Below are 26,653 nucleotides of genomic sequence, written 5' to 3' on the forward strand. Positions count from 1 at the left end.
TTATCCTGCGATTGCCCGAACAAAATATAAAAGCATGTGACATTGTTGTCACATGCTTGAGATTTTAACGAATTCATTTTTGAGTGGGAAGGTTAGCGTAAATGTTGATCCCGCTCCGAGCTTGGATTGAACTCCGATGATGATGAGTAAGGATTGAGCTGCTTTCTGAGCTAAATATAAGCCCATGCCTGTGGCGGCATTGTCGCGATGTACAGTAGTGGAAGTAAACCCTCTGTCGAAGATGCGCGGCAGGTCCTTCGGATCTATCCCGCGCCCGCAATCCTTCACCTCAAGAACGATATGTTCAGCTTGCTGGTAGCTATTCACTGTAATATCAGAAGCTTCACTATATTTTACGGCGTTGGTTAGGAGTTGTCTGAGGATAAAAGCCAACCATTTAGCATCACTAAGCACTTCGGCAGCTTCTAAGTTCAACTCAAAGCCGATTCCCTTCTGAATACACCAAGACTGTAACGTCTTAATCTCACTAAAAATAACCGTTTCTATATCAATTTGCTCCATATACAGATCGTTTTCAATATATGGTATCCGTCTTTGATGGAGCTGCTGATCCAGCAGCAGGTGAATACGCAGCCACTCATAGGTCAAGTGCCCCTTCATAACATCATCTTCTATACGCTCAATCATTAGATGCATTGCGGTCAGTGGAGTCTTTACTTCATGAATCCAGGATAACAACTCATCCTTCTCTTGCTCCAAATTCATTAAATTGTCTGAAGCATTCCGCTTTAACAATTTCACTTGGTTGGTGATGCTCTCTTCGATGATTTTCTCAAAAGGACTTTCGGCAAGAGCGATGCTTGTCAGATCGAGATCATCGTCCCGCTCATTTAAGCTTTTATAAAATCTGGTTTCCTTAGGATAGCGAATGACTAGAAAAATTACGAAAAAAATCATCGATAAAGAGACCAGATAGAGCACTGAAGACAGGGGGATGGTCGGGTCCATAAAGGTGATAAAGAGCATAAATAGATGTACAAAGAGAAAAAGCAAAATCCAACCGAGTCTTTCGAGCAGGTACTTTTTAATCATAGAGAATCCTCTTCAATGGCTACGTACCCTTGTCCAACCTTCGTCTCAATAAACGCCCCTAATTCAAGCTCGTCGAGCTTTTTGCGCAGCCGATTTACGTTGACGGTAAGGGTGTTATCGCTAATAAAGCGCTTATCGTCCCATAAGCTATTAATTAATTCCTCGCGGGTGACAATTTTATTCTTTTTCTCAATGAGCAATTTCAATATGAAAATCTCATTTTTGGTAAGCTCAATCGTTCCCGTGTCGTTGGTCACTGAATTCCGCTCATAATCGACGGTAGCTCCGCACCACGTTTTGAGTTCAATGTTATCCGTATTGTAATTGTACACCCGCCGGAGAATGGCTTGCACCTTGGCAATGAGTACATCGAAATGGAAGGGCTTTTGGATATAATCATCGGCTCCCAGCTGCATGGACATCACCATATCTGTCGGATGATCCCGAGAGGATAAGAAGATAATCGGCAGATTAGAGTGAGAGCGAATCATTCTGCACCAATGAAATCCATCGAATTTGGGTAATTGGATATCAATTATCACTAAATCAGGTTTGATTTCCGTGAATTCCTGCGTAACATTGTTGAAATCTTGAATGCCATATACATCATAAGACCACTGCGTAAGCCGTTCTTTGATCTCATTAAACAGCGTTGTATCATCTTCGATTAATAAAAGCTTGAACAAATCGGTCACCACACTTTTAGTTTCGTGCCTTGCGTTTAGAATACGCTTAAATGATTGAAGCCATACTTTGATTGTGCTTAGAGCATTGCAGATAACACTGTCTGATAATGTGCAAATTCCTTCGTTTCATTAAACTGAGGGCACATTTTCAAGGAGAGCAGGGCGCTTTCGATTAAGAACTCTCTTGGTTCCTTATTGTTCATGATCTCTTCTTGGATAAAATATAACAGCTTCAGTGCATTGGACAGGCTGGGATCATCGGCGGCGAATGATTTATCTATGATTTTTTTTAAGCTTACGGTCGCAAACGATAAATCATTATTAAAAAAATCAGTGTATTCAGCAACAGGCAATAGTTTCCCTACATGATCGGGGGAGATAAGCTGCATTCCTTTTTCACTTAAGTCCTCAACAATCGTCTGGATAAGAGTAGTGCAATAATTAATGATTTGTTGAGAGGTAATGACTTCATTCATGGCACTGTTAATTTGCAGCATATGTTGCAAGATGCCTGTGAAAATGATGGCTCCATCCAGTAGATAGGGCTTTTTATCTTCAGAAAATATATGCAGGAAACGTTCATGCACCCAGGTTAATAAGGTGAATTTAGTTTTTTTGATGAACGTAATTAAGTCCGGATCATTGGAGACCAGGGCATCTTCAACCAGCTGCAACAATTTATTTTTTTTATTGATTTTCATAACCAGTTGAACTTGTTTAGCGAATATATCAATGTCAGAGGGGTCCTGGCCAATGAGCAGGCCATTTCTGCCTTCTTCCAGCTGGTCATGAATAGAGGTGAATACAGCTTTAAAGAGATCCCCCTTGGAAGGGAAATAATTATAAAAAGATCCTTTGGAGATCCGGCTGTGATTCAGAATGTCCTGTATGGATGTGGCGTGGTAGCCTTTTTCAATAAATAATTCATGTGCTTTTTGAATCACTTGCTCTTTCCGTTTATTTATCATCTTAGGTGCCCCTTTAAGCTGGACTCTTTTGTGCAAAAAAACACTTCACGTAGAATAGACTAGCTTATATTTCCACTTAATACAATTTAGTTTTTAAATGAATTCTGACTTGCCAAGCAGTAAATATAAGAGTAATATATTCTACATTGTAACATAAGTTCAAATATGAACCGACGGTATGATTATAGAATGGAGGATTCCAAAATGAAAACGAAAGAAAGTAAAGCGTCCTACGGGATTTTGGCAATCCTTATGATTGGTGCATTTGTTGCCTTACTGAGTAATACCTTACTCAATATAGCTTTACCATCGATTATGAAGGATTTTGATGTCAGTGCCTCAACGGTACAGTGGTTATCGACGGGTTATATGTTAGTGAACGGGATCATGATTCCTTCAACGGCCTTTTTAATTCAAAAGTATACAGCCAGACGATTATTCCTAATCGCCATTGGATTATTTGCAATAGGGACCTTCATTGGAGGCTTTGCTCCAAGTTTCCCTGTATTATTGATTGCGAGAATGGTCCAAGCCTCAGGGGCCGCGATTATGATGCCATTATTAATGAATGTATTGTTCACCACATTTCCACCTGAAAAACGTGGCTCGGCCATGGGGATGTTTGGTTTGGTTATGATTTTTGCACCAGCCATTGGTCCTACACTCTCAGGATGGATTATTCAGCATTATGAATGGCCTGTGCTGTTCTTTATGATTGCACCGATCGCCGTATTGGTGTTCATTCTTGCCTTCTTCAAACTGCATGATCCTAAAAAAGATGTGGCTATTAAAATTGATATTCTATCTGTAGTTCTATCAGCGATTGGGTTCGGGGGTCTTCTATACGGCTTCAGTTCCGCTGGGAATAAAGGATGGGATGATCCAATGGTCTACTCCACCCTTATTATCGGGGTTATTGGTTTAGTGATATTCATTATGCGCCAGATGAAGATGAAGGAGCCTATGCTTAACTTCAGAGTGTACAAATATCCGATGTTCGCTTTATCCTCAGCGATTTCGATTACACTGAATATGGCGATGTTCTCAGCCATGATGTTAATGCCGATTTATCTGCAAAATATTAGAGGTATTTCACCTCTGGATTCGGGACTCCTAATGTTGCCTGGTGCGTTGATTATGGGGGTTATGTCTCCAATCACAGGTAAATTGTTCGATAAATTCGGCGGCAAAGTCTTGGCGTTAATCGGTCTGGCTATCGTAGTGATCAGTACGTATTTCTTTAGTGATCTAACTGAAACAACGAAATATTCAACACTAATGATTTTGTATTCTGTGAGAATGTTCGGGATTTCAATGGTTATGATGCCTGTGATGACCAATGGTCTGAACTCCATCCCGGCTAAATATACACCACATGGTACAGCCATGAACAGTACGATTCAGCAAGTCTCCGGGGCGATTGGCGGGGCGCTGCTTGTAACGATTATGTCTAACAGTACCACATCACATGTCAAAGATATGGTAGCTGAAGCTGTGAGTAAATTAACGGCTAAGCCTTCTGCAGAGCAATTGCTTGGCATTCAAAACCAAGTCATCGCAAAAGCAACGATCGAAGGAATTAATGATGCGTTCTTAGTGTCAGTAGGCGTTGCCATTATTGCCTTTATCCTAGCTTTCTTCATAAAAAGAGGGATACAGCCTAAGGATACAGAAACAGTCGAGGAAAAAGTGGCTGTTAAACAAGTTTCATCCGCTAGATCGATGTAATTTGATATGTAGAAAGACGCTCACCTATGGTGGGCGTCTTTTTGTCTTAATTAAAAATAGAACTCTGAGTGAGTCTTGGTCCATCCTGAATGACCGTTATGGAGTCGTTTCCACCTACATAAATTCTATTTGTGAGCGGGTTTAGCACAGTGCTGCCTGATACGGAGGAGAATCTTGCGAGCCGTTTAAACGTGGTGGCGTTATAAACGGACATATGATTTTTATCGAAATTACCAACAAATAAATGATTTGTATTCGGGTTAATAATCGTGTTGGAGGAAGTAGGCAAAACCTTTGTGGTTATAATTTTGTTGTTGCGCCCGTCTATGACAAACAGCCTGCCCTTACCCTCCACTTGTGCACTTGAGACATAAATACGATTCGTCAGCGGATTTATAACGACCTCACTTTGCAAACGTCCCAGCTGTACATTACGCAACAATTTATTGGTTCGGCCATTGATCACAGAAAGAAACCGGCTCAAGTTATTAGCGACATAAATACGATTGGTAATTTTATTAAGTGCTGGCGCTATCACAGGATTACTTCCGACTTTTATTGTCGTAATGATCGCCTGTGTAGTTCCGTTAATGACGGTGACGCTATCATTTACTGTATTGGTCACATAGACACGGTTGGTAAGCTCATTGATAACAATTCTGGAGGGGCGTCCACCGATTTCAATCTTTTTACGGACCTGATTTGTTTTCCCGTCTATGACGAATAGGGTTCCGAATGCGCTAGTTACATAAATCAGATTGGTTCGAACATTTACTCCGATATTGTCTGGGAATCGGCCTACTTTGACAGTTTTGATTACTTGGTTTGTCCGCCCGTTTATGACAGATACGTTTTCGTCACGGAAGTTAGGTACATAAATCCGGTTGGTTTGGGGGTTGATTCCGAGCTGAGACGGCAGTCTTCCTACAGGGATCCGAGCGATAATGCGATTAGTTCTGCCCTCCAATACCCCGATAGTTCCAGCCTCGGTGTCTGGGTTTACAAAGTATACTCGATTCGTGACGACATTTACTTTTATATCTCCGATCGGTCCGGCAGAGCGGACTGTAGCAATCACTTTTGGCTGCGCCATGCTTTTACCCCTTTCCAAGTAAATAGATACTTCATTATATTTAGGCTTAGGCAAAAGGGTACTTCATTTATCCTTGCAAGATATATATTAGGAGTGTAGAATGGTACTCCATTATCCAAATATTAGGTTAGGTGTAAGCGTTTTATTTTTTGAGAAATTGAGATTGATTGGAGGTTGGGGTTGAAATGGTGAAATCAGTGTTGTCGGATATTTTATTAACACCTGATAAGATGCAGGTTCATAGCGAATTATTAGAGGAAATTGGGCAGTATATCACACAAGAAATTCTAAATCATCCGTTAATGAAAGAGGAGAGTCAGCGGGTAAGTATTCTCCTTGATGGATCGACCGCACTTGGTGTGGTGGATGAGCAGTCGGATGTGGATGTAATCATTATTTGTCAGGACGAGTATTATAGCAGCATTAATCATCGGTTCGAGCAAGCGGGGCTGATCCCGGAGCAAAGTAGTTTTTTTATGGATTTACGACTTCCCAGCGGCAAGACCGGACATTACACACTGCATAAAATATCAGAAATCAAAGCGGCGTTAATGAGCGGAAATATGGAATGGCTGTGGAATGCTTCTATTTCTTATATCTACTATGACCGATTGGATGTAAAGTCACTTTTTGATGCCTATGTGCCCCTCCAACCTGGAGTCCTAATGAGATTTCGTAAGAATTCATATATACAATTAAGAAGTTATGCCAAAAGCTTAGATAATCCGGTAGTGCGTGGCGACGCCTTTCCTATTTTATTTTTAGCGGTTTCTCTTTATAAAGAAGCATTACGCTGTGCCATTACTATTGAAGGTTACCCCTACCCCTATGACAAATGGCTGGTACCTGTAGCCAAACAAACGGCTGTCGGCCGAAAGATTATGGAGTGTGCGGGCGATTTTTGGAGTTTTATTAGAGATGATGAATCCTTTGCCCCTATGTACCAAGAGGATAATAACTTTGTCAAAATGGAAAAACGATTCCGGAAGATACTTGTAGAGGAATTCCGCATGCGGGGGATCGATGAACCTTGGTTAGTAGAGTGGTGGAAGTTTATGGAGGAGTGAGTGGAGCTATAGGGTGTTTGGGTGAGTAGAGTAGCTGTGGTGGCGGGGTTGCTGGGATGGCTGTAGTAGGCTGAAATGGTTGAAGCGGTGGAATGGCTGAAGTGTTTGGGTAGCGTAGTAGCTGTGGTGATTAAGTAATTTAAATGACTCTCCTTCCTCCTCTTGATTATGGTAAGGTATATTGAAGTGGAATTTTAGTGAGAGGTGATTATATGGACGGGACAGTTTCAATATTAGGAGTTCCCTTTTCAAAACTAACACTACATGAGACAACACTTCATCTAACAAAACATATTCAATCTGGGGAATCGAAACTTTTCCATTTGATCACGGCTAACCCGGAAATTACGATAACAAGTCAATCGGACGAGCTGCTACGAACCATACTTCAAGAAGCGGATTTAATCACTCCTGACGGGATTGGCATTGTGATGGCATCAAAAAGAAAAGGCGATCCTATTGCTGAGAGGGTAACTGGATATGAGCTGCTTCTTGAGCTTTTGGAGCAAGGAAATAGCTTGGGATGGAGTTTTTATTTCTTGGGAACAGATGAGCTTACCAGCTGTAGAGCGGTCGAAAAGATCACGGAGTTATATCCGAATGTGAAGATTGCAGGAAGACATAATGGTTTTCTTACCAAGGAAGAGGAGCCTGCCATTGTAGCAGAAATACAGCGCGCACAGCCAGATTTCCTGATCGTTGCGATGGGTGCGCCATACTCTGACAAATGGGTATATAAGCACAAACAGGAGCTTACGCAGGTAAAAGTTGTTTTTGGCGTGGGGGGCAGCTTAGATGTAATAGCGGGAAAAGTTACTCCTGCACCAGCGCTATGGAAAAAACTCAATCTGGAGTGGTTGCATCGACTTTTGTTCGCTCCCGTTGCGAAGGGACAAAAGTCGCGATGGCGCAGACAGGCAGTGCTGCCCAAATTCGTGTTCCGAGCTATGATTAGGAAATGAAGAAAAGGCCTCGTTTATGGGGCCTTTTTTAGGTTCGGTTGGTGGGAGAGGAGGAGGGGGCAGATGTGAGAGTAGGAAGTAAGGAGTAGGGGGAAGAGTAAGAGAGATTAGTGGGAGTAAGGTGAGGAGTATGAGCAAGAGTGAGTAGTCAGTAGTGGAATTGAGGAAGGAGTAGGAGTAAAAGTGAGTAGTGGGAGTATGTGTAAGAGTAGTGAGTAGAATGTAAGTGCGACTATAGCTGTGACCTTTAAACAAATTAATAATAATAAACAACACCGATTCTGGTTGATGCCATAGCCTCGTATTTATTCAAACTAAAAGCTAAAGAGGAACAATAAGGGCAAAAATGCCCTAGATCGGGTGCAATACAACCCGAAGTGGCAAAAGAAAGGCAAAAATGCCCTGGATCGGGCGCAATACAGCCCTAAGGGGCAAAAGAAAGGCAAAAATGCCCTAGATCGGGTGCAATTCAACCCGAAGTGGCAAAAGAAAGGCAAAAATGCCCTAGAATCGGTGCAATACAGCCCGAAGAGGCAAAAGAAAGGCAAAAATGCCCTTGAATCGTTGCATTTCAGCCCGAAGTGGCAAAACAAGGGCAAAAATGCCCTAGATCGGGTGCAATACAGCCCGACGAAGCAAATCAACGGTATAAATCCCGCAGAATGAGCCAAATCCGGCCCGACGAAGTGAATCAACGGTATAAATCCCGTAGACTGAGCCGAGTCCGGCCCGACGAAACAAATCAACGGTATAATTCCCGTAGAATGAGCCGAAACCGGCCCGACGAAGTGAATCAACGGTATAAATCCCGCAGAATGAGCCAAATCCGGCCTGAAGCAGCAAATCAACGGTATAAATCCCGTAGACTGAGCCGAGTCCGGCCTGAAGCAGCAAATCAACGGTATAAATCCCGTAGACTGAGCCGAATCCGGCCTGAAGCAGCAAATCAACGGTATAAATCCCGTAAATGTCCCCAGCCCGCCCGGTTACTATCCATTACCAACAGGGAGTCGGTTTTCGCCACACATTTAATGTGATCCCTACTATGATGAGTGAAATTTATTTAATTGAGCAGATACATCCGCGTTAATTGAAAATAGGGTAGGAGTTTATCGCTGCAAAATAAAAAAACTGACACCGCTATACCAGCGATATCAGTTTACAGAGCTTAGCGATTAAGCTAGCGGCTGCCTATTTTTAGCTTGTTCCTCTCGCATCCACTGTGACAACTGGCGTTTGAGCTTAAGGAACTCGGGAGAGTCCGTAATCTCATCACGGCGTGGCCGCGGAAACGGCACATCGACTGTATGCAGAATGGAGCCGGGGCGGCCGGAAAATACATAGATACGATTAGAGAGCAGCAACGCTTCTTCGATGTTGTGAGTAATGAACAGCACAGAGCGGCGATTCTCTTCCCACAGCTCAAGCAGCCAGCGCTGCATTTCACTGCGAGTTAGTGCATCCAGTGCGCTGAAAGGTTCATCCAGCAACATTAGCTCCTGAGGAGCGAGCAATGCTCTGAGAAAAGCTGCACGCTGCTGCATCCCGCCAGACAGCATATGCGGATAAGCATGTTCGAACCCGCTTAACCCAACCTTGGCTAGCCACTGGCGCGCTTCCTCGCGGGCTCCATCCCGCAGTGCGCCCTTGATCTCCCCAGCAAGCAGCACATTATCCTCAATCGTACGCCAAGGAAAAAGCGCAGGCTGCTGCGGCATATAACTAATTTCACCGCGTTGACCTGTAACGGCCTTACCGTTCATGAGGATCGTGCCTGCATCGGGTTTCACAAGGCCGCCAATTATATGGAATAAGGTGCTTTTTCCGCAGCCGGAAGGACCAACGATCGAAACGAACTCTTGTTGCTCTACCTTGAGAGAGACATTATTCAGAACGTTCGTCTCACGGCGACGATGGGAAAAAGATTTGGAGATGCCGCTCACTTCAAGGGCGGGTGCCACGGTATGAGCTTCAGGAGAGCTTATGACTTCTGTTGTTCTGTGTTGCATTTGCGTCGCTTGAGACATACAGGCATCTTCCTTTCTATGAGTTACGGCGCGGCTTCCAGCGAACCAGCCATTTTTCCAGCAATGCAATAATAGCAAAGAGTACAAGACTTAAAAGTACAATAATAACAATAGCAACAAACATCCGATCCGTACGATATGCGGATTTCTGCAGAAGCATATAATAGCCAATACCTTTATCCGCGCCAATCCATTCAGCGACCACGGCGCCCATAACCGCATAAGTAGCAGATATTTTTACGCCGGAAAATAGTGCCGGGATAGAAGAGGGCAGCTCCAGCTTGGTGAAAATTTGCCACTTGCTTGCGCCAGCCATTTTCATATAATTCATCATGACCTGATCACTTTGGGCCAGACCGCCCATCGCAGCGACAGCTACCGGGAAGAAACATACTAGTGTAATCAGCACGATTTTGGGCAAAAGACCAAAGCCGAACCAGATAATGAGCAGGGGTCCGAGCGCGATGGAGGGAACATTTTGACTCAGAATAATAAGTGGATAAAAAGCCCGTCTAGCCCAAGGCAAAAGATGCAAAAGCAAAGCAACGATCAGGCCTACCCCCGTACCAATGGGAAAACCAATTAAAGTGAGCCGCAGCGTAGCCATCGTATGAGCCCAAAGACCAGAAGCGTTACTGGTGGATTCACGAGCAATATCAGCAGGACTCGGCAGAATCCAGGATTCAATATGAAATACAGATACAGATAGCTGCCATACGGTTAAAAAGAAGACGACCGCCACAAGGGGCGGCCATATTAGCTTCCAGGTCGATCTCACGGCCGATATTTCTCCGTCAATTTATCCATGCTGATTCCGTTAGGATTATGAGCGATTTTGATCTGCGAAATTACGCTTGGACTGCCTGCTTCGATCAACGCCTCCTGCATCTGACGCACAACCTCCAGCAGCTCGCTAAGCTCACCTTCCATTGTGGTTTCCAGCGGATTCACTTGATGTTTAACACCGGATTTCTGAATGACCTCAATCGCTTTATCTACGTATGGGATGGAATCCTCGTTGTTCGGAGTTTTTGGAATTACTTGAATGCTTAGTAGGGTGTTAGCCACAATAATCAATCCTCTCATTTTATAAGGTAAGTTCAAAAAGCCAACTTTGATAACGAAGTAATTCATTACAATTGTTGTTTACTCCGCCGGTAAAAAATCATTACTGAATGCACTAGCAGCATCCAGCGGTTTATCCAGCAACTTCAGATCATACATCCAGTCGCCGTAATTTTGCCAGACCTCGGTTTTTTGCTCGCCCCAGCGGGCAGCATCGTCCTTGTATTTTGGGCTAAGCCATTTTTGGCTAGCTAGGACAAGGTCGGCGTCCAGGTCAGGAACGGCCTTCGATAACATACCGGCAGCCTCTTCCGGATGATCTATGGCATATTGATAACCTTTTGATGTGGCTTTCATGAAGGCCTTCACCAGATCAGGATGATCTGCAATTTGCTTCTCACTCGTCGTCAGCACAGGCGTGTAATAATCGAGCTGCGGCGCATAATCCTTTAAGTACAGCATATCCAATGGCTCGCCACGCAACTCAGCCTCAACACCAGTCCAAGCGTAGAAAATCCAGGCGAAATCAATGTCACGTTTGACGGCGGTAAAATAATCAGCTTCACCGATACTGATCAGCTTCACCTTTTTCACATCGCCACCTTCAGGATCCATGATAGCTTTCATGGCTGCTTCTTCGGCCGGTGAGCCCCAGCCTCCGTAGGTTTTACCTTCAAAATCCTTTGGTGATTTAATATTGCGATCTACTGGAGCAGCGAATCCCGACGTATTATGCTGAATAATAGCTGCTATCGAGACAAGGGGCACGCCTTGTAGACGGGCTAGCGTTAATCCTTCTTGGGCGCTGATGCCAAATGCGGCTTCGCCAGAAGTAACCATAGTATCAGAACCCGCTGCGCCTGGCTGAACGATCTCGACGTCCAGACCTTCTTCAGCGTAGTAACCAAGATCCTTAGCTACGTATAGACCGGTATGATTTGTGTTCGGTGTCCAGTCGAGTGCGACTTTAACTTTGGTGAGCTCTTTTGGAGCATCCGTCCCAGCCGAAGCAGTTGGATCAGTAGCATTTGCTTTGTTTCCGGCTGTATTCCCATTGTTGCTGCCGCATCCGGCAATGGCAAGAATGAGTACACAGGTGAGGCACAACGTAAGTGCTTTTTTAAGGTGCATGTCTTCTTCTCTCCTTTAAGGTTACAAGAATCCCGTCTTCACAACATGAACCGTAAGTTGTAGTATGTACGTTTTTCTACATCTTTTAGTGATCTTACAAAAAAAGCGCCCCGAGTGATCGGGACGCTGGCTTGGCGCAAGGTTAGTTAAGGTCACAGGGACCAGAACCAATTGGCGATTCCTACGCTGGCATTATCCAGATCAGGTATAAGGGTCAGTATCTTGTGGGATACAATCTCAGCCGGCCAATTCCAGCACCCCTGGTTCTATGAAGTTAACGGGTATTTCTATGTGCAATATAAGTAAGCATAAGTTTTGTACCCATACTTTATATCTTATATTTCTCGCATACGGTGTATTATAGACGGCTGTACTCGGAATGTCTAGTAGTGCACTCCTGAATTTTTCCAATCCAGTAGTTTCTTTTTTGCTAGTCTAGATCTTTATATTTCTTGCGGTGACGCCGTTTAAGCTCACTAACCAGCGCCCCTAGCGTGAGGACAACGCTGATCAGAATCCCGCTCATGATCACGAAGAGGGCAAGAAATTCAAAGGGAGAATAACCAATCATTTTACTCCATTGAATCTTTCCATCCAGATCGTCAATGACCTGATTCATGCCGTAAATCCCGCTTACTACCGTAAATACAGTAAGAATCATCAGCAGATTATCCCGTCGCTTGGATTGAAACTTATCCTGATACTGAAACAGGTCATTTAAGGTTTCTTTCACTTCCTCGAACAAAGCATCGTTTCCGTATACTTTACGCAGCTGAAGAAATATCTCCCGGCCCTGCGACTGGGAAATCAACTCCAAGAAGTAGAACTTTGCCGAGAACTTATTAATGGAGTAGATTAGATTGTCTATTTCCTCATAATCATGATTAATCCGAAGTCGGGAGTGCATATTGGCTAGCTTTAGCAGAACGATTTTGTGGAAAATATTGAGTAAAAATCCGTAATAATATTGCCCGTACATCTGGTTGGCTAGACTAACAGCAATCTCCTGTTCAGCGCGGGTCATGCAGCAAAAGGTCTGCTCATTCATCATATAATACGTGTCTGGACCCCAGCGATTATAGGAGTGTTCATGACAATAGTTCGCAATATATGCTGGATCGCTGGCACTGGCATAGGGCTTTCCGTTCAGATCAATTCCATCAAGCTGTGAGGCACGATAGCGCAGATTTACACTAATCTCATCAGAGCTTTCTTCATTCTGAAAGCCATAAAAAGCTTGCACCTGCATTCTTTCATCTACGAAAAAAGGAAGGGTCTCGAAATAAGCCCCATTGATATCCGATTGATCCAGATATGGCTCCAGTCCATCCACCAAATTTCGGAAGACAAAATCCTCTACCATCTCATAGGTCTGTTCCCCGCAATGAATATAAGTGTAATCATCCTGTATGAAGGTATTCTCTAGCGCACGGAAACGATCTGCGAATTCTAGGGCAATACTAAAGGGAATTGAATCCCCCTCCAGCTGGACACGTATCGTCACGAATCCAAGCTGAAAAGGACATATGAATATATCCGTCGAGAGAATTTTGAAAAATATAGATTGCTGCGGAATCTCCAGAATGCAGTCGAGATTATTTACTCTGGAAAAACGGCGAAACGAGTCGGCATCCTTCCTGCGTGGAAAAAGGACATGTGCAGCAAACGGTAAATAGGTGCGCTCCATTCGTTCATGGGAAACACAGTAGCCATCTCCGTAATAGGCAGCTTCAAGCTCTTTATTATCCAGAAAAAAACGTGTGAAGCCGTCGTTCTGTAATTGCTGGATAAGCTGCTTAGAATCGCCCTTTTTTATAGAAAAGGGAAATATAAACTGCATGAGCGCAGTATGTAACAAAGGCTCAGTTGAAGACTCATTCATTCATCGTCCATCCTTGTGCTCAGAATATGCTTATAGATCACATTACCCTAAAAGGATAACGTTGATACTGTTCTAAATACGGGAACTCTTTCCTTTCACCGCTTGCATGGACTGGAACCTCCATGCGGCAATGCTTAGCAGAAACAAGAAGGCGGCAAAAGCGGCGAGTAATCCGGCTGTTTGTGCCACTTCTAAATGGTCCATAGACCAGCCCATAAACAGAGGTAGCAAAGCACCGCCAACACCTCCGGAAGCAATCATAATGCTGGGTGTTGACTCTTCGGTGCCAGGCAGCATTTTGCTGGAGAAGACTAAAGCAATGGAGAAAATACCGGACATAAACAGCCCCAGCAGCAGAATTACAATGAAAGCAGCCATTCGATTGTCAGTGAACGGAAAGAGTGTCAGCAGTAACAAGGTAAGTAAACAGCTGCTGAGAATGTACACGCGGTAAGATATTTTTTCGGCAATTACACCCGCAAACAATCTTCCTGTAGACATCGCCAGCCAAAAGAAAGTGACTGTCAGTGCTGCGGCAGACTCCGTCATCCCTAGCTTGGCAATAAAGATAGCCGGCATAAAGTTGACTAAACTCATCTCTGTGCCTACATAAAGAAAAAAGAAAACGATGAAGATCCCTAACAGAATCCATTGCTTACCTTTATACGGAAATTTTTTGTTAGAACGTGAGCTTGAGGATTGCGAATTGTCTGCTCCTTGGACAGAGGCACGTTCATCCAGCATTCGTTGTAGATTACCGAAGTGCCCTCTTGTCCAGAGGATAAGAGAAATTAAGGAGAAGGCAGCGACGATTAGAAAGGCCAATCTCCACGCTCCGGCAGCAATGAGTGGACTGGCGATAAGCGGCATCACGAGTGCGCCTATCCCGAATAGCACTTCAAGCCGGCTCATTGCAATAGCAGTTCCTTCGGTTACAGCACCAATAATAATGGTGCCGATAACCGCTTCGATCATCCCGAAACCAAAACCTGCGGCAACAGCGATAACATACATCCAGCCCCAAGGCGGTAGAAAGGCGTAGGCAATTTCTGCAACTAGTAGAAGACTGGTGGCAATGAGGATGCCTCCACGTTTTCCGAAGCGGCGATTAAGCAGGGGAGAGACCAACACGCCTGCTAAAAAACCAGCGAATTGACTAAAGATTAATTCACCGCCAGCACTATAATTTTGATCATAATGTTGCAGTAGAACGGGCAGAATAGATCCCAGCACAACATGTGCCAGACCGATAACGAAGTAGGAAAGACAGCCGATCCAAATCAGTTTTTTCACGAAGTAAGCTCCTTATCTTGAAGTAGTTTATGAAGTAAGGTCGGATTCAATGTGAACCTGAAGGGTACATTATAATAAGCACCATTGTTATGATAAATCCAAACGGTGAGCTTGGATATATAAACTTTTGTTTACATGCTTGAAGGGAGAGATTTACGTAATGGATAACAAACAACTGGAGCAACTCATTATTAAAGCATTGGATGACAACAAGTTCGGTTCCTTTGGTACGATCGAAGAAGGAAATAAGCCGAAAGTACGTTATATGGCCATTTTCCATGAGGGTTTGAAGATTTATTTGGCTACAAATCGCAAAACTCATAAAGTGGAGGAGTTATCCGATAATCCGAATGCTTTTGTACTGCTTGGCTATGAGGCAGGCGGAAGCAAAGATGTGCTGGAGATTGAAGCAACTGCTACCGTCTCTAAGGATGAAGGCTTGCGCTCCAAGGTATGGAATAAAGAGCTGGAGCCATGGTTTACAGGACCTGATGATCCTAATTATGTAATTCTGGAGCTTACTCCAACACGTATTGAGTATGTAGGCAGCAATAAAGAGCATGGAGTATGGCAGCCGTAAGCTTTAGCGTTGAATTGATCAAACAGCCCTCCTATCCCATATGGGGTAGGAGGGCTGTTTGATGTGTTATAATGACTTCAACTTTTTAGGTATTCATATCGGGGAGGAGCTAAAGCTACATGAGCGTTACTCTGTTATATATTGAAGATGATCGTGAAATTGGCAGTGTAGTGTCTGCTGATTTAAGCGAAAGAGGATATAGTGTCCGCTGGTTACGGAGCGGCGAAGGAGCGATGGAAGAAGCCGGCGCCTGCCAACTGGCTATTCTCGATGTTATGCTACCAGGTCTGGACGGGTTTACGATCGGGCAACGTTTGAAACGTTCTTACCCTAAGCTGCCCATTTTGATGCTCTCCGCCCGGACCTCGATTGATGATAAGCTGCAAGGTTTGGAGTTCGCAGATGATTATTTGACCAAGCCTTTTCATCCGGATGAATTGGCCGCTCGAATCGAGGTGCTGCTCCGAAGGAATGGGGCATCGGTTCAGGATTCACTCACACTTAAACATCTAGTCGTATATGAAGGGGATAACCGCGTGATGAATGCTCAGACTCAGGAAGAAATCATGCTTACAGGTAAGCAATTTCAGATTTTTTCCTATTTGCTGCGTCATCTTAACCAAATTATGACGAAGGAGCAGATCTACGAGGCCGTGTGGGGTGAGGCTTATATCGAAGGAGATAAAACTCTGATGGTACATATTCGTTATTTGCGTGAAAAGCTGGAGCTTGATCCGGGTAATCCGGAAATTATCGAAACTGTCCGTGGGATCGGCTACCGGGTAAGAGCATGAGAGGATTAGAGCGCATTCGCAAGAAACGTAATTCCTCTTTGTTATCAGGGTATTTGCTAATTATCGTATCTGCACTGCTATTTATCCCTGTGGTCCTTCCGTTGTCTTTTGTTGGCTACAATATTCTTAACGAAGTGACCAAAGGTGCCCCGCCTGTAGATACATCCCTGTATTCGAATATTGCACCGCTGGAGACTATGTGGCATAAAGAGGCACTTCACTTAGAAAATGCTTCTTCGGAAGCCATAAATCAGCGGCTGCATGAATTGAGTCGAAAATACACTGAGGCTACTATGTTTTGGGTAGACGGGCAGGGAAAAACCCAGTTGATTCTCACGCCTGAAGAAGGGGATAAGGATAAGATTTACCCTGAAGTTCCTGATCAGTGGACTGCGGCTGAGGCTATTTCATTTATGAAAGAAAGTACGAATCGTGATCCTTTAGCCATCGTTGCTTTCGTGGGGGACAAAGTGGAGGCAGACAAGGGATTTATGGTGATGCAAATTCCAAGCAAGCTGCTGAACAAAGGGGCTTATGGGGGATTAGGGGCTTGGGCTTGGTATAACTTTGTGTTATTTACCCTTTTTGGAGGGTTCGCTCTGGTTTCATGGATGTTCTTTAGAAAAATTCGCAAACGGCTGCTGCAACTGCAAACCGCGATGACGATCACAGGCCCGGATAGAATGCCTAAGTCTATAGTGACAGGAAAACTGGACGAGATCGGTCGCTTGGAGGAAGCTTTTAATACGATGGTAACTAAACTGGATGAAAGCCGACGCAGGGAAATAGAAGAGGAAGAGTTGCGTAAGCGTCTAGTCTCGAATTTATCTCACGATTTACGCACACCCCTAACCGTCATTCGCAGCCATATCCATGTTATGACCAAAGAGGATCTGACCTCAAAAGGTAAGCAGTCCTTACAGCTTATGGATGAGCGTATTGCGGATCTTAGCGTCCTGATCGAGAATCTTTTATCTTACAATCTGCTCAATAGTGGACGGGTAACCTTAAAGCTGGAACGTAAAGATGTTTTACGCTTGTTACGGGAAAGTGCGGCTGCTTGGTACCCCGTATGGGAAAAAGAGGGCTTCGATATTGATATTAACCTGGAAGCCGAACCGCTATTCTGGAGGGTGGATGAGGTCTGGTTCCGCCGTATTCTCGATAATTTGTATCAAAACATTGTACGACATGCCAGCAGCGGGCATTATGTCGGGATCTCAACGGAGCAACGTAATGAACAACGTGCCATAATTATTGCGGATCATGGTCGAGGCATTCAGAGTCCATCCGATTACAAGGGGGCAGGTTTGGGATTGTCTATCGTCGATCTTTTGATGAAGCATATGGAGCTGGAATGGGTTGTGGAGAGCACAGGCAAAGGCACTTCTATTGTAATCTTTGATCCGCGTCGTGAAATTTAAACAAAACTTAAACTTGGCACTTCCTTGTTCTTAACCTTGGGACGTTATGCTGTATACCGAGGTGAAGAACATGGAAGAAACAGTGATTAAAACTAAGGATTTATTGAAAAAATATCGTGGCCGGGCTGCGGTAGAAAATTTGAATTTAAATATCCGTAAGGGAGAGATTTATGGTTTTCTGGGCCCAAACGGAGCTGGGAAAACTACAACAATCCGTATGCTGCTTGGCCTAATTACACCGACATCTGGAAAAATTGAAGTGTTCGGCCAGGATCTTCGGAAGAATAAGCTGCAAATTTTACGGAAGGTAGGGTCGCTTGTCGAATCCCCCTCGTATTATGGGCATCTGAGTGCTGTGGACAATCTCGAAGCGATCCGCCGCATTCTGGATGTTCCGAAGTCACGAATCGCTGAGGTGCTAGATATTGTTTCTCTAACCGGGGAAGAGAGACGTCCGGTCAAAGGGTTCTCCCTCGGGATGAAGCAGAGACTCGGTATCGCAGCTGCCTTGCTAGGGAATCCAGAGCTGCTTATTCTGGACGAGCCAACGAACGGACTCGACCCGTCAGGGATTCAGGAAATTCGTGGGCTTATCAAACGTTTGCCACAGGAGCAAGGAATTACGGTTGTAGTATCCAGTCACCTGCTTAGTGAAATTGAACAAATGGCAGATACCGTGGGTATTATTCGCCAAGGGCAAATGGTATACCAAGATACAATAGCTAATCTGCAACAACAGGCTGCTGGCGAGATACGCCTTGCGGTTTCGGAACCAGAGTCTGCGTTACGTCTCGCTGGAGGCCGGGGGTATGAAGGGACACTACAAGAGCAAAAACTGATTTTTTCAAGAATGAACGATGCAAGAGTAGCGCTGCTAGTCAAGGCTTTGGTAGAGAATGGGCACGCTGTCTATCGTGTAGAGGAGCGGAGACAATCGCTTGAGGACTTCTTCCTACAGGTTGTGGGAGGCGGGGAATCATGATGTGGCGGGCGTTGTCAGCGGATTGGCTTAAAATCCGCGGCAAAGGAATTTGGTTTCTAGTGTTTCTAGGACCGATTGGTCTAGTAGCCATGCAGGGCCTTAACTTTGGCCTTCGTTATGATTATCTGCGTCAGCAGTATAGCGCGGATTTATGGGGAGGACTTCTGGATAATGTGTCCGGGTTTGTGCCCACAGCTCTTTTTCTGGGAGGCACTTTAGTATGCTCGTTGATTGCAAATGTCGAACATCAGATGAGTTCATGGAAGCAGCTCTTGGCACTGCCTATCTCTCGTACCTCAGTGTTTATGGCTAAGTTAATGCTCTGTCTGCTGCTAGTGGCAGTTTCCTGCTTGTTGCTCTCAGTGGGGATAGTTGTTTTAGGGCTTATTTTGGGCTTCAAAGCGGATCTTATTCCTTATGTGGATGTAGTGCGGATTGGCTTTATGTCCTATATTGCGGCTCTGCCGGTCATCGCGCTACAGCTGTGGCTTTCTCTGGCTAATCGTAATCAGACACTGCCAGTTGCCCTGGGGATCACATTATCTTTGACGTCATTTTTCTCCATGTTCCTTTCGGAGTGGGTGCCTTTAACATGGCCATATTTGGCGTGGGACTCTTCTAATCGCCTTTTGTTCAGCGGTGCGGGTCTGCTGCTGGGAATGCTGGTGTTTTTGCCGGGTGCAGTGCATTTCGCTCGAAAGGATGTGGATTAAGATGATGTCATTTTGGAGAGTATTGTCCTCAGAGCGATTAAAAATGTCTAAATCATATGTTTGGCTTTTAGTCATAGGAAGTCCGGTTTTATCACTGGTTCCCGGATTGTTATCGGATAATCAAGGTGAGAAGATGTCTTGGGAGCTGCTGTTAAGTGTGATGTCAATGATGCATGCTTTGCTGTTTCTGCCTGTGCTTTCAGGCATTTTTGCGGCCCTGATCTGTCGTTATGAGCATCATGACGGTGGTTGGAAGCTATTGTTGTCTCTGCCTGTAACCCGGTTGTCGGTGTATCTCTCAAAATATGTGATGATCATCGGATTGCTGGCAGCTGTGCAAATAACGTTCCTCGTTATGGTGCTGGGAATGGGCTTGTTCCAAGGGGCTCCAGATCCAATCCCTTGGGCGCAACTGCTAAAATCAGTATTTGGCGGCTTTGTAGCCTGTCTACCTCTCGCCGCATTGCAGCTGGCGATCTCGCAAAGCTGGAGCAGTTTTGGCGCACCGCTGGCGCTGAATGTGAGTCTGACCATTCCCAATATACTGATCGCTAATTCTTCAACCTACGGCCCCTATTATCCTTGGGTACAGCCGTTGTTGGCCATGAGTCATTATGGTGATGACGGATTTGGTGCCTTTAATCTGCCTTTAGAGACACTGATGATGATAGTGGGAGGAAGCTTGATTGTCTTTTTTGCCGCAGGACTAATCTCCTTTTATCGTAAAGCAGTCTAATTCACAATCAGAGGCTATAAACTCCTCCTCAATGGACATCCCGTGCTGTTTTTCTTATAATTAAAGAATATAATTAGCTAAGATGGAGGAGGGCGAGAGCATGGAGCCAACGGCATTAGAGGACTGCGACAATACATGCAAGGGTTCAGAGCTTGAACCGGAATCCATTGCATTGATCCTGCCAGACCGTGGGATTACTGATAAAATGGCAGAAATGTTCAAAGCGTTGGGTGATCCAACACGAGTGCGGCTCATTTACGCTTTGTCACAGCAAGAATTATGTGTACATGATTTGTCCGTGATCCTTGATATGGGCCAATCTGCGATATCCCATCAGCTCCGTTATTTACGGAATCTACGGATCGTGAAGCGGCGTAAAGAGGGGAAAACGGTATTCTATTCGCTGAACGATGCGCATGTGGAGCAGATCTTTTTGCAGACCCACGAGCATGTCCGACACGAATAGCTAGTTGCAAAAAAAGAGGGACTCCCAGCAGCCATTGAATGGCTTTTGGGAGTCCCTCTTTTTATTATGCCGACGAGTCCCAACCATCCACTACAGCTTACGGACCCAGCTGACGTTATTTGCACAATAATCGCTTTTTGAGCAGAGTTGCGGACCTCAGTGCAGTTATTCTTTAGAAAGAGGTCTTATTTTGCTCTTTTTCATGCCAATAGCGCCTATGGGGTCCGATAATATGCTAAACCGGGGATAATACTGCTTTTAGTGTCAATTGGGTCCGTTAGCTGTGTGGTTTGCGACAAATATTGCTCTAATGAAGCTAAGTGGCATCTCAGCTTAACTAAGTAACATCTCAACTAAACTAAGTAGCATCCCAATTAAACCAGGCTGCGTCGGGGTTAACCAATGCGTTTAAATCCACTGAAGCCTTGTATTTCGAAGTAAGGATTTAGCTTATTAGCTGGCTTGATTTAGGTTCTTCGTTAGGTTTGGTTTTCTAAAGGACAACACTAGCCAGACACATTGCACAGCAAGCACTAGCAGGATAAATAGATCGATTCCCATGTATTCACTCGTATTATCGTTGCCCACAAACTGAATTAAATTATGTATAAAGTGAAAGGATATCAGCGGAAGAATATTATTATTTTTTAGCATCAACAAGGCTAGCGCAAAACCGATCAGAAGCGCATATACGAGTTGTAGAAGAATTTGTGTGATATCTGTGCTGGATAATGCATTAAGTAAGTGGGTAATAGAGAAAAGAATACTTGAAGTGATCACTGCTGTTTTAGCCCCTTTAGGAAGCAAGGTCTTAAAAATCAAACCGCGATAGATACTTTCCTCCACAAAAGCGACCAGCAGGGTGAAGAAGATAAAGAACAGTACCTCAGATGCACTGATCTCACGAAATCCCTTAAAGGATATGGTAATCAGGACCACTACTAGCGGGGCATAATAGATCCAGTTGCCCGAGGATATGGTGTTTAGAGGTCGGAAGCCAAGCGTGCTCCATTTGCGCTTAACTGTAAAGTAGATGATGAGTACAAGCGCGATTGGGATGAAGGAGATAAGTACAGGGGCGGTGTACGCAAGTTCCTTAATTGTTGCGTAAGCCCCGGCGGCAGTTACGGCTACAAGTAATAACACCTCGATAATAACTACGCTCCAAATAGGGTGTTTCTGTGAAAAAGAAGACGTTTTGGCTAGCTTTGACATGTTCTAAATTCATCCCTTCTGTGTAAATCATTTGCCCATCGAGCTTCATTGATAATGGGGTCATTCGTATGTAAGAAACTTACTTTGGGTCATACATGATTTTACATATTTTCACGTAAAGGTCAATTGATTTAATTTTTAAGATAATGTAGAAAAATGGTGTATATCGCGTATTGACCTTGAAATATAAAGGGAATATAATAGGGCTAAGATAACATATGAACAAGTGCTCATATATGGTTTTTATTTGAGGAGATGTGCCGTATGGATACAATGCAAGGAAAATTAAAACGTCAGTGGGAATTAGAAGGCTTGGATTGCGCCAATTGCGCGATGAAAATTGAAGATAAGGTGAAGAAGATTGAAGGTGTATCGTCTTGTTCCGTTAATTTTGTAACAAAAACAATGACGTTGGAAACTGCCGCAGGGTATGAGGAGTCAGCGATTGTAGAAGCGAAGAAGACGGTGAAGGCACTTGAGCCCCACGTAAATGTGAAAGAGAAGGTTGGGGGCAATCACAAGGCGCGCAATAGTGGCGCTCATGAACATACGCATGATCACGAGCATGGTCATGAGCACGGCCATCAAGCTGCTGGACATCATCATGGTCATGAGGATGCTGAAGGTCATGGTCATACTCACGAGCACGGGGAAGGTGATACACGCAAAATATTGCTGCGGTTAGGCGCTGGTGGAATTCTGGCTCTAGCTGGGATATTCCTGCCCGTGAATGGAGTAGTTGAATTGCTGATCTTTTTGGCAGCCTATCTTATCGTGGGTGGTGAAGTTGTCTGGCAGGCGGTTAAGAACATCATCCGTGGCCAGGTGTTTGATGAGAATTTTCTGATGGCTCTGGCAACTATCGGTGCATTTGCGATTGGTGAGTATCCAGAGGGCGTGGCAGTAATGCTGTTTTACCAGATTGGAGAACTGTTCCAAGGTCTGGCTGTGAATCGTTCACGCCGATCTATTACGGCACTTATGGATATTCGCCCCGAGTTTGCCTATCTCAAGCTTGGAAATGATCTGAAGAAGGTCTCACCTGAGGAAGTAGCCATCGGAGATTTGATTGTTGTTAAACCCGGTGAGAAGGTACCCCTTGACGGAACAATACTTGAAGGTAACGCCATGATGGACACATCTGCACTTACTGGAGAGTCGGTACCACGATCAGCTGGTCCAGGAAGTGCGGTGTTAAGTGGTTTTATTAACCGGAACGGCGTAATTACTGTGCAAGTTACTCAGACCTTTGGAGAATCGGCCGTATCCAAAATACTGGAGCTAGTGCAGAATGCATCAAGCAACAAAGCTAAAACCGAGAACTTTATTACTAAATTTGCACGTGCCTACACGCCTGTAGTAGTGATCACAGCAGTTCTGCTGGCCATCGTTCCTCCACTGCTGATCAGTGGTGCGACTTTTTCGGATTGGATTTACCGTGCACTTGTATTCCTCGTAATCTCTTGTCCTTGTGCGCTTGTGGTCTCGATTCCACTGGGATTCTTCGGAGGGATTGGTGCAGCTTCACGCAGCGGTATTCTGATTAAGGGAAGCAACTACCTGGAAGCCCTAAATGATGTGAAGGTAGTTGTCTTTGATAAAACAGGAACGTTGACCAAGGGACAGTTTAAGGTTACGGGGATTTATCCGTCGGGTGGCAAATCTAAGGATGAATTACTGCGGACAGCCGCTTATGCGGAGAGCCATTCCAATCACCCGATCGCTGAGTCGATTCGGACGGCTTATGGTGAACAGATTTCTAAGGAAGCTATCTCCAATTACAATGAAATCTCTGGTCATGGTATCGAAGTAACTATCGAAGGCAAGACCGTATTTGCAGGTAACGCACGTCTGATGGAGCGTGAGGGAATTGCTTATGAGGTCCCAGAGCAGAGCGGTACCGTTGTTCACATTGCAGTAGATCATCAATATGAAGGTTATCTGGTGATCGCTGATGAAGTGAAGGAGGACTCACTGCAGGCCATTCAGCGCCTCAAAAAGCTGGGTATACGCAAGACGGTGATGCTGACAGGTGATGCTTCCGCCGTAGCTGAAGATGTAGGGAAGCAGTTAGGGGTAGATGAGGTACACGCAGAGCTTTTACCACAGCATAAGGTAGAGGCCATCGAGAAGCTGGATCGTGATAAGTCTCCACGCGAGAAGATTATTTTTGTCGGAGACGGAATTAATGATACTCCTGTACTGGCTAGAGCCGATGTCGGCATCGCTATGGGAGGACTTGGTTCCGACGCTGCCATTGAAGCAGCAGATATTGTAATTATGACCGATGAGCCTTCGAAGATTGCTGTAGCTATCGGAATTGCCAAGCGTACTCGAGCCATCGTATGGCAAAATATTATTTTTGCTTTAGGTGTAAAAGCTATATTCCTTCTGCTCGGTGCATTTGGGATTGCCACGATGTGGGAGGCAGTATTCTCAGATGTAGGGGTAACCGTACTTGCCGTACTGAACAGTATCCGAGCTTTAAAAGTGCAAGACGAGGGTTAAGAATCTTTGGTGTTTAAATAAATGATTTCAACAAAAGTAAGCTTTAGGATTCCGGTTTTAGGGGTCTTAGGGCTTATTTTTTTTATTCTCCAGCAAAGAATTTGTCTATTTTTGCCGATATAGAAGATATATCCACATCAGGAGATATTATAACAAATGGAGTGAGGAGGCTATTTCATCGTGAATGAAAATGAAATGAAAGGAAACAAGATGAAAAAAATGAGAAAAAATGTAACGAAGAGAAAAGCGACGTCAATTCAACTTAAGTGGTCATCTGTTATATTAGCTATTGCAATCGTGCCGCTCATGGTGGCGACCATATTTTTACTTGATTATTTCGGCAATGTCACACGCACAGACAGTGAGCAAATGGCGCAGGACACCATTAATACGAACACATTCCGGATGGATGAGTGGCTATCCAACAAAACCTCGTCCGTAAAGGATCTGGTGTCCCAGCATCCTGAGTTCGATTTTACAAATCCGGCAAGTATCTTCCCTGTGATAGAAGTGCTGGAGGAAAGTGACAGTGAGACAGAAGGTTACAGTGTCATTAGTAAAGACGGCCAGTTAACCAATATGATGAACATGACCGCAAATGTAGCAGATGCGAGCTATTTCTTGAAAGCGAAAGAAACACATGCGCCTGTGTTGGGGGAAATGTCCTATCTGGAGCAGCTTGATAAATATATCATTCCAATCGTAGTTCCTGTCATGGATAAGGATAAGCAATTTATGGGAGGTATTGTCTTCTCAATTACTCCTGAAGTTCTTGCCCAAATGAGTAATGAAATTACTATGGCGGATACCGGATTTGGATATGTAATCTCAAATGATGGCATGTATTATACTTATCCAGACGTCAGTCGTATGGGCAAAAAAATTACCGATTACGCTAAAGAGCCGGCTCTTCAGAAGGTCGTTGACAAGATTTTGAGCAACAAAGAGGGGTCCGAAACTTATAAGGGCGAAGATGGTAAGAAAGTCATTACATACTTTAAGACAATTCCAGATACTGATCTGAAGCTTCTTGTAACAGTGCCGGAGAAAGAGGTTTTTGCTAAAGTGACCTCTGCACAAAGAACAGCAATGTTCATCTTACTGGCAGTTATACTTGTCATAATTTTTGTTTCACTGTACCTTACTCGTCTTATCGTTAGACCCATTAAAGCTATTTCCTCGACTATGAAAAAGGTGGCAGAGGGTCATCTGAATGAGAGGGTTAAAGTGCAGTCCGGAGATGAGATCGGCGAGATGAGTCAAAATATCAATGATATGATTGAGACACTCTCCGGTATTGTCAACAAGATTGATACAACAGTAGTGGAGGTTACTTATTCCTCAGAAGGAATGCTGAAATCGGCTCAACGTTCGTCCTATACTTCAGCAGAGGTTGCCACAGTTATCCAAGAAGTAGCTCAAGGAATGGAAGAGCAATTTAGAGGGTCCGAGCAATCCGCAAGAGCAACGGAAGAGATGGCCGTAGGTTTGCAACGTATTGCTGAGTCCTCTGCAGCGGTATCAGATCAGGCTGAGACAGTCAACTCAGAAGTAGAGAGTGGTTATTTGGAAATTCAATCTACACTGCAACAGATGGCTGTTATCAGTTCCACAGCTAATCAGACTGCCGAGATGATTGGGAAATTAAGTGAGCAATCGGAACAAATCGGACAAATTGTGGATGTAATTTCTGAGATATCCAATCAGACAAGCTTATTATCTTTGAATGCTTCTATTGAGGCTGCCAGAGCTGGAGAACATGGTCGTGGCTTCGGTGTAGTTGCGAATGAGGTGAAAAAGTTAGCAGAGCGGACGAACAGCTCCATCATTAGTATAGTGGAGCTAATCGGCGGCATTCAGTCTTCAACAACAAGTGCAGCGGATTCCATGAAGAAGAGTATTGAGGAAATTGGCGATGGAATGGGGAAAATGCAAAACGTCGGTGTTTCCTTTGATCATATCCGTTCTTCGATCCGTGAAGTATCGTCGCAAATACAGGATGTGTCAGCAATTAATGAAGAGATGTCAGCCGGCACGGAAGAAATAACGGCTTCTATATCCGATATGCTCGGAATAGCTAAAGAATCTGCTGAGAATGCTCAGGCGGTCTCCTTAGCTTCAGCGGAGCAGACAGAGATTATGAAGGATGTCGTGTCCTCCGCGGAATCACTTAATGAAGTGATGTCTGTGCTGAAAGAAGAAATCGAAAAGTTTAAAAAGTAGGAGATAAACTGAGATTCATCTCCTAATAATACAAAAATCGCTCTCTGGGAGCTGGCG

The 26,653-nt window shown here is 44.4% G+C and carries 25 protein-coding genes and 1 riboswitch; of the genes, 13 read left to right on the forward strand and 12 right to left on the reverse strand.

The window, feature by feature from the left end; translation table 11 throughout:
- Positions 1 to 48 precede the first annotated feature (48 nt).
- The 3 genes from MHI15_RS29045 to MHI15_RS29055 all read right to left on the reverse strand — a co-directional run bounded on the left by MHI15_RS29045 (position 49) and on the right by MHI15_RS29055 (position 2,707).
- Positions 49 to 1,053, reverse strand: coding sequence for a sensor histidine kinase (locus MHI15_RS29045; RefSeq protein ID WP_076124608.1), 1,005 nt, complete (start codon positions 1,051 to 1,053; stop codon positions 49 to 51).
- Positions 1,050 to 1,739 carry a response regulator transcription factor gene (locus MHI15_RS29050; RefSeq protein WP_076124606.1) on the reverse strand — a complete coding sequence of 230 codons (690 nt, stop codon included), beginning with the start codon at positions 1,737 to 1,739 and terminating at the stop codon, positions 1,050 to 1,052. Before MHI15_RS29050 ends, MHI15_RS29045 begins: the two co-directional genes overlap by 4 nt.
- A gap of 77 nt (positions 1,740 to 1,816) precedes the next feature.
- Positions 1,817 to 2,707 carry a TetR/AcrR family transcriptional regulator gene (locus MHI15_RS29055; protein WP_248549116.1) on the reverse strand — a complete coding sequence of 297 codons (891 nt, stop codon included), beginning with the start codon at positions 2,705 to 2,707 and terminating at the stop codon, positions 1,817 to 1,819.
- A 204-nt stretch (positions 2,708 to 2,911) separates the two neighbouring features.
- On the opposite strand from MHI15_RS29055, the gene MHI15_RS29060 reads away from it, so the two are divergent.
- The gene (locus MHI15_RS29060) at positions 2,912 to 4,435 is read left to right on the forward strand and encodes a DHA2 family efflux MFS transporter permease subunit (RefSeq protein ID WP_076124605.1); all 1,524 of its coding nucleotides are present in this window, start codon (positions 2,912 to 2,914) and stop codon (positions 4,433 to 4,435) included.
- Positions 4,436 to 4,481: 46 nt separating this feature from the next.
- Here the strand turns inward: MHI15_RS29060 and MHI15_RS29065 are convergent, their stop codons facing one another.
- The gene (locus MHI15_RS29065) at positions 4,482 to 5,528 is read right to left on the reverse strand and encodes a YncE family protein (protein ID WP_076124603.1); all 1,047 of its coding nucleotides are present in this window, start codon (positions 5,526 to 5,528) and stop codon (positions 4,482 to 4,484) included.
- 185 nt (positions 5,529 to 5,713) lie between these two features.
- Here MHI15_RS29065 and MHI15_RS29070 point away from each other — a divergent pair, with 185 nt between their 5' ends.
- From MHI15_RS29070 to MHI15_RS29080, 3 genes are all read left to right on the forward strand, one after another.
- Positions 5,714 to 6,595, forward strand: a complete 882-nt coding sequence (locus MHI15_RS29070) for a nucleotidyltransferase domain-containing protein (protein ID WP_076124601.1) — start codon at positions 5,714 to 5,716, stop codon at positions 6,593 to 6,595.
- Between the two features lie 323 nt (positions 6,596 to 6,918).
- Positions 6,919 to 7,557: a WecB/TagA/CpsF family glycosyltransferase gene (locus tag MHI15_RS29075; protein ID WP_341165194.1), complete on the forward strand. Its 639-nt coding sequence runs from the start codon at positions 6,919 to 6,921 to the stop codon at positions 7,555 to 7,557.
- Between the two features lie 360 nt (positions 7,558 to 7,917).
- On the forward strand, positions 7,918 to 8,223 hold the full coding sequence (locus tag MHI15_RS29080) for a hypothetical protein (protein WP_341165195.1): 306 nt from the start codon (positions 7,918 to 7,920) through the stop codon (positions 8,221 to 8,223).
- Here the strand turns inward: MHI15_RS29080 and MHI15_RS29085 are convergent.
- From MHI15_RS29085 to MHI15_RS29115, 7 genes are all read right to left on the reverse strand, one after another.
- Positions 8,164 to 8,502 (reverse strand): hypothetical protein, encoded by a 339-nt coding sequence (locus tag MHI15_RS29085; protein ID WP_341165196.1) that lies wholly within the window; start codon positions 8,500 to 8,502, stop codon positions 8,164 to 8,166. The genes MHI15_RS29080 and MHI15_RS29085 overlap by 60 nt on opposite strands.
- A 230-nt stretch (positions 8,503 to 8,732) precedes the next feature.
- Positions 8,733 to 9,566 (reverse strand): ABC transporter ATP-binding protein, encoded by an 834-nt coding sequence (locus MHI15_RS29090; protein ID WP_341165197.1) that lies wholly within the window; start codon positions 9,564 to 9,566, stop codon positions 8,733 to 8,735.
- A 34-nt stretch (positions 9,567 to 9,600) separates the two neighbouring features.
- Complete coding sequence (locus tag MHI15_RS29095; RefSeq protein ID WP_036682669.1) at positions 9,601 to 10,362, reverse strand: ABC transporter permease; 762 nt, start codon at positions 10,360 to 10,362, stop codon at positions 9,601 to 9,603.
- Complete coding sequence (locus MHI15_RS29100; protein WP_036682688.1) at positions 10,359 to 10,652, reverse strand: thiamine-binding protein; 294 nt, start codon at positions 10,650 to 10,652, stop codon at positions 10,359 to 10,361. The genes MHI15_RS29095 and MHI15_RS29100 overlap by 4 nt, the downstream gene beginning before the upstream one ends.
- 78 nt (positions 10,653 to 10,730) lie before the next feature.
- On the reverse strand, positions 10,731 to 11,780 hold the full coding sequence (locus MHI15_RS29105) for an ABC transporter substrate-binding protein (protein ID WP_076278907.1): 1,050 nt from the start codon (positions 11,778 to 11,780) through the stop codon (positions 10,731 to 10,733).
- Positions 11,781 to 11,941: 161 nt separating this feature from the next.
- Positions 11,942 to 12,052: riboswitch (TPP riboswitch) on the reverse strand.
- A gap of 158 nt (positions 12,053 to 12,210) precedes the next feature.
- Complete coding sequence (locus MHI15_RS29110) at positions 12,211 to 13,662, reverse strand: hypothetical protein (RefSeq protein ID WP_076124594.1); 1,452 nt, start codon at positions 13,660 to 13,662, stop codon at positions 12,211 to 12,213.
- 72 nt (positions 13,663 to 13,734) lie between these two features.
- Positions 13,735 to 14,955 carry an MFS transporter gene (locus tag MHI15_RS29115; protein WP_076192749.1) on the reverse strand — a complete coding sequence of 407 codons (1,221 nt, stop codon included), beginning with the start codon at positions 14,953 to 14,955 and terminating at the stop codon, positions 13,735 to 13,737.
- A 160-nt stretch (positions 14,956 to 15,115) separates the two neighbouring features.
- Between MHI15_RS29115 and MHI15_RS29120 the strand changes: the two genes are divergently transcribed.
- The 7 genes from MHI15_RS29120 to MHI15_RS29150 all read left to right on the forward strand — a co-directional run bounded on the left by MHI15_RS29120 (position 15,116) and on the right by MHI15_RS29150 (position 20,650).
- Entirely contained in the window at positions 15,116 to 15,535 is a 420-nt protein-coding gene (locus MHI15_RS29120; protein WP_036682665.1) for a pyridoxamine 5'-phosphate oxidase family protein, read from the forward strand.
- 119 nt (positions 15,536 to 15,654) lie between these two features.
- Complete coding sequence (locus MHI15_RS29125; protein WP_038568445.1) at positions 15,655 to 16,329, forward strand: response regulator transcription factor; 675 nt, start codon at positions 15,655 to 15,657, stop codon at positions 16,327 to 16,329.
- Entirely contained in the window at positions 16,326 to 17,753 is a 1,428-nt protein-coding gene (locus tag MHI15_RS29130) for a HAMP domain-containing sensor histidine kinase (RefSeq protein WP_076142063.1), read from the forward strand. The genes MHI15_RS29125 and MHI15_RS29130 overlap by 4 nt, the downstream gene beginning before the upstream one ends.
- 70 nt (positions 17,754 to 17,823) lie before the next feature.
- Positions 17,824 to 18,735, forward strand: a complete 912-nt coding sequence (locus tag MHI15_RS29135; protein ID WP_038568451.1) for an ABC transporter ATP-binding protein — start codon at positions 17,824 to 17,826, stop codon at positions 18,733 to 18,735.
- Complete coding sequence (locus MHI15_RS29140; RefSeq protein WP_076124588.1) at positions 18,732 to 19,448, forward strand: ABC transporter permease; 717 nt, start codon at positions 18,732 to 18,734, stop codon at positions 19,446 to 19,448. Before MHI15_RS29135 ends, MHI15_RS29140 begins: the two co-directional genes overlap by 4 nt.
- Before the next feature lies 1 nt (position 19,449).
- Positions 19,450 to 20,184 (forward strand): ABC transporter permease, encoded by a 735-nt coding sequence (locus tag MHI15_RS29145; RefSeq protein WP_076124586.1) that lies wholly within the window; start codon positions 19,450 to 19,452, stop codon positions 20,182 to 20,184.
- Positions 20,185 to 20,284: 100 nt separating this feature from the next.
- Entirely contained in the window at positions 20,285 to 20,650 is a 366-nt protein-coding gene (locus MHI15_RS29150) for an ArsR/SmtB family transcription factor (RefSeq protein WP_036682656.1), read from the forward strand.
- A 453-nt stretch (positions 20,651 to 21,103) separates the two neighbouring features.
- Here MHI15_RS29150 and MHI15_RS29155 read toward each other — a convergent pair whose 3' ends face one another.
- Complete coding sequence (locus tag MHI15_RS29155) at positions 21,104 to 21,865, reverse strand: CPBP family intramembrane glutamic endopeptidase (RefSeq protein ID WP_076124584.1); 762 nt, start codon at positions 21,863 to 21,865, stop codon at positions 21,104 to 21,106.
- Positions 21,866 to 22,129: 264 nt separating this feature from the next.
- On the opposite strand from MHI15_RS29155, the gene MHI15_RS29160 reads away from it, so the two are divergent.
- Both MHI15_RS29160 and MHI15_RS29165 read left to right on the forward strand, forming a co-directional pair.
- Positions 22,130 to 24,373 (forward strand): heavy metal translocating P-type ATPase, encoded by a 2,244-nt coding sequence (locus tag MHI15_RS29160; protein ID WP_076192751.1) that lies wholly within the window; start codon positions 22,130 to 22,132, stop codon positions 24,371 to 24,373.
- Between the two features lie 180 nt (positions 24,374 to 24,553).
- A complete protein-coding gene (locus MHI15_RS29165) occupies positions 24,554 to 26,596 on the forward strand; it encodes a methyl-accepting chemotaxis protein (protein WP_254848740.1) in 2,043 nt (680 codons plus the stop codon).
- Positions 26,597 to 26,653 lie beyond the last annotated feature (57 nt).

The sequence above is a fragment of the Paenibacillus sp. FSL H7-0918 genome (assembly GCF_038007025.1).
GTDB classification, from domain to species: domain Bacteria; phylum Bacillota; class Bacilli; order Paenibacillales; family Paenibacillaceae; genus Paenibacillus_AQ; species Paenibacillus_AQ odorifer.

Excerpts from the sequence above, each read along its gene's own strand:
- MHI15_RS29045 (WP_076124608.1), bottom strand. The coding sequence starts at position 1,053 with ATGATTAAAAAGTACCTGCTCGAAAGACTCGGTTGGATTTTGCTTTTT.
- MHI15_RS29055 (WP_248549116.1), bottom strand. The coding sequence starts at position 2,707 with ATGATAAATAAACGGAAAGAGCAAGTGATTCAAAAAGCACATGAATTA.
- MHI15_RS29060 (WP_076124605.1), top strand. The coding sequence starts at position 2,912 with ATGAAAACGAAAGAAAGTAAAGCGTCCTACGGGATTTTGGCAATCCTT.
- MHI15_RS29065 (WP_076124603.1), bottom strand. The coding sequence starts at position 5,528 with ATGGCGCAGCCAAAAGTGATTGCTACAGTCCGCTCTGCCGGACCGATC.
- MHI15_RS29070 (WP_076124601.1), top strand. The coding sequence starts at position 5,714 with ATGGTGAAATCAGTGTTGTCGGATATTTTATTAACACCTGATAAGATG.
- MHI15_RS29090 (WP_341165197.1), bottom strand. The coding sequence starts at position 9,566 with ATGCAACACAGAACAACAGAAGTCATAAGCTCTCCTGAAGCTCATACC.
- MHI15_RS29105 (WP_076278907.1), bottom strand. The coding sequence starts at position 11,780 with ATGCACCTTAAAAAAGCACTTACGTTGTGCCTCACCTGTGTACTCATT.
- MHI15_RS29110 (WP_076124594.1), bottom strand. The coding sequence starts at position 13,662 with ATGAATGAGTCTTCAACTGAGCCTTTGTTACATACTGCGCTCATGCAG.
- MHI15_RS29120 (WP_036682665.1), top strand. The coding sequence starts at position 15,116 with ATGGATAACAAACAACTGGAGCAACTCATTATTAAAGCATTGGATGAC.
- MHI15_RS29125 (WP_038568445.1), top strand. The coding sequence starts at position 15,655 with ATGAGCGTTACTCTGTTATATATTGAAGATGATCGTGAAATTGGCAGT.
- MHI15_RS29130 (WP_076142063.1), top strand. The coding sequence starts at position 16,326 with ATGAGAGGATTAGAGCGCATTCGCAAGAAACGTAATTCCTCTTTGTTA.
- MHI15_RS29135 (WP_038568451.1), top strand. The coding sequence starts at position 17,824 with ATGGAAGAAACAGTGATTAAAACTAAGGATTTATTGAAAAAATATCGT.
- MHI15_RS29140 (WP_076124588.1), top strand. The coding sequence starts at position 18,732 with ATGATGTGGCGGGCGTTGTCAGCGGATTGGCTTAAAATCCGCGGCAAA.
- MHI15_RS29145 (WP_076124586.1), top strand. The coding sequence starts at position 19,450 with ATGATGTCATTTTGGAGAGTATTGTCCTCAGAGCGATTAAAAATGTCT.
- MHI15_RS29150 (WP_036682656.1), top strand. The coding sequence starts at position 20,285 with ATGGAGCCAACGGCATTAGAGGACTGCGACAATACATGCAAGGGTTCA.
- MHI15_RS29155 (WP_076124584.1), bottom strand. The coding sequence starts at position 21,865 with ATGTCAAAGCTAGCCAAAACGTCTTCTTTTTCACAGAAACACCCTATT.
- MHI15_RS29160 (WP_076192751.1), top strand. The coding sequence starts at position 22,130 with ATGGATACAATGCAAGGAAAATTAAAACGTCAGTGGGAATTAGAAGGC.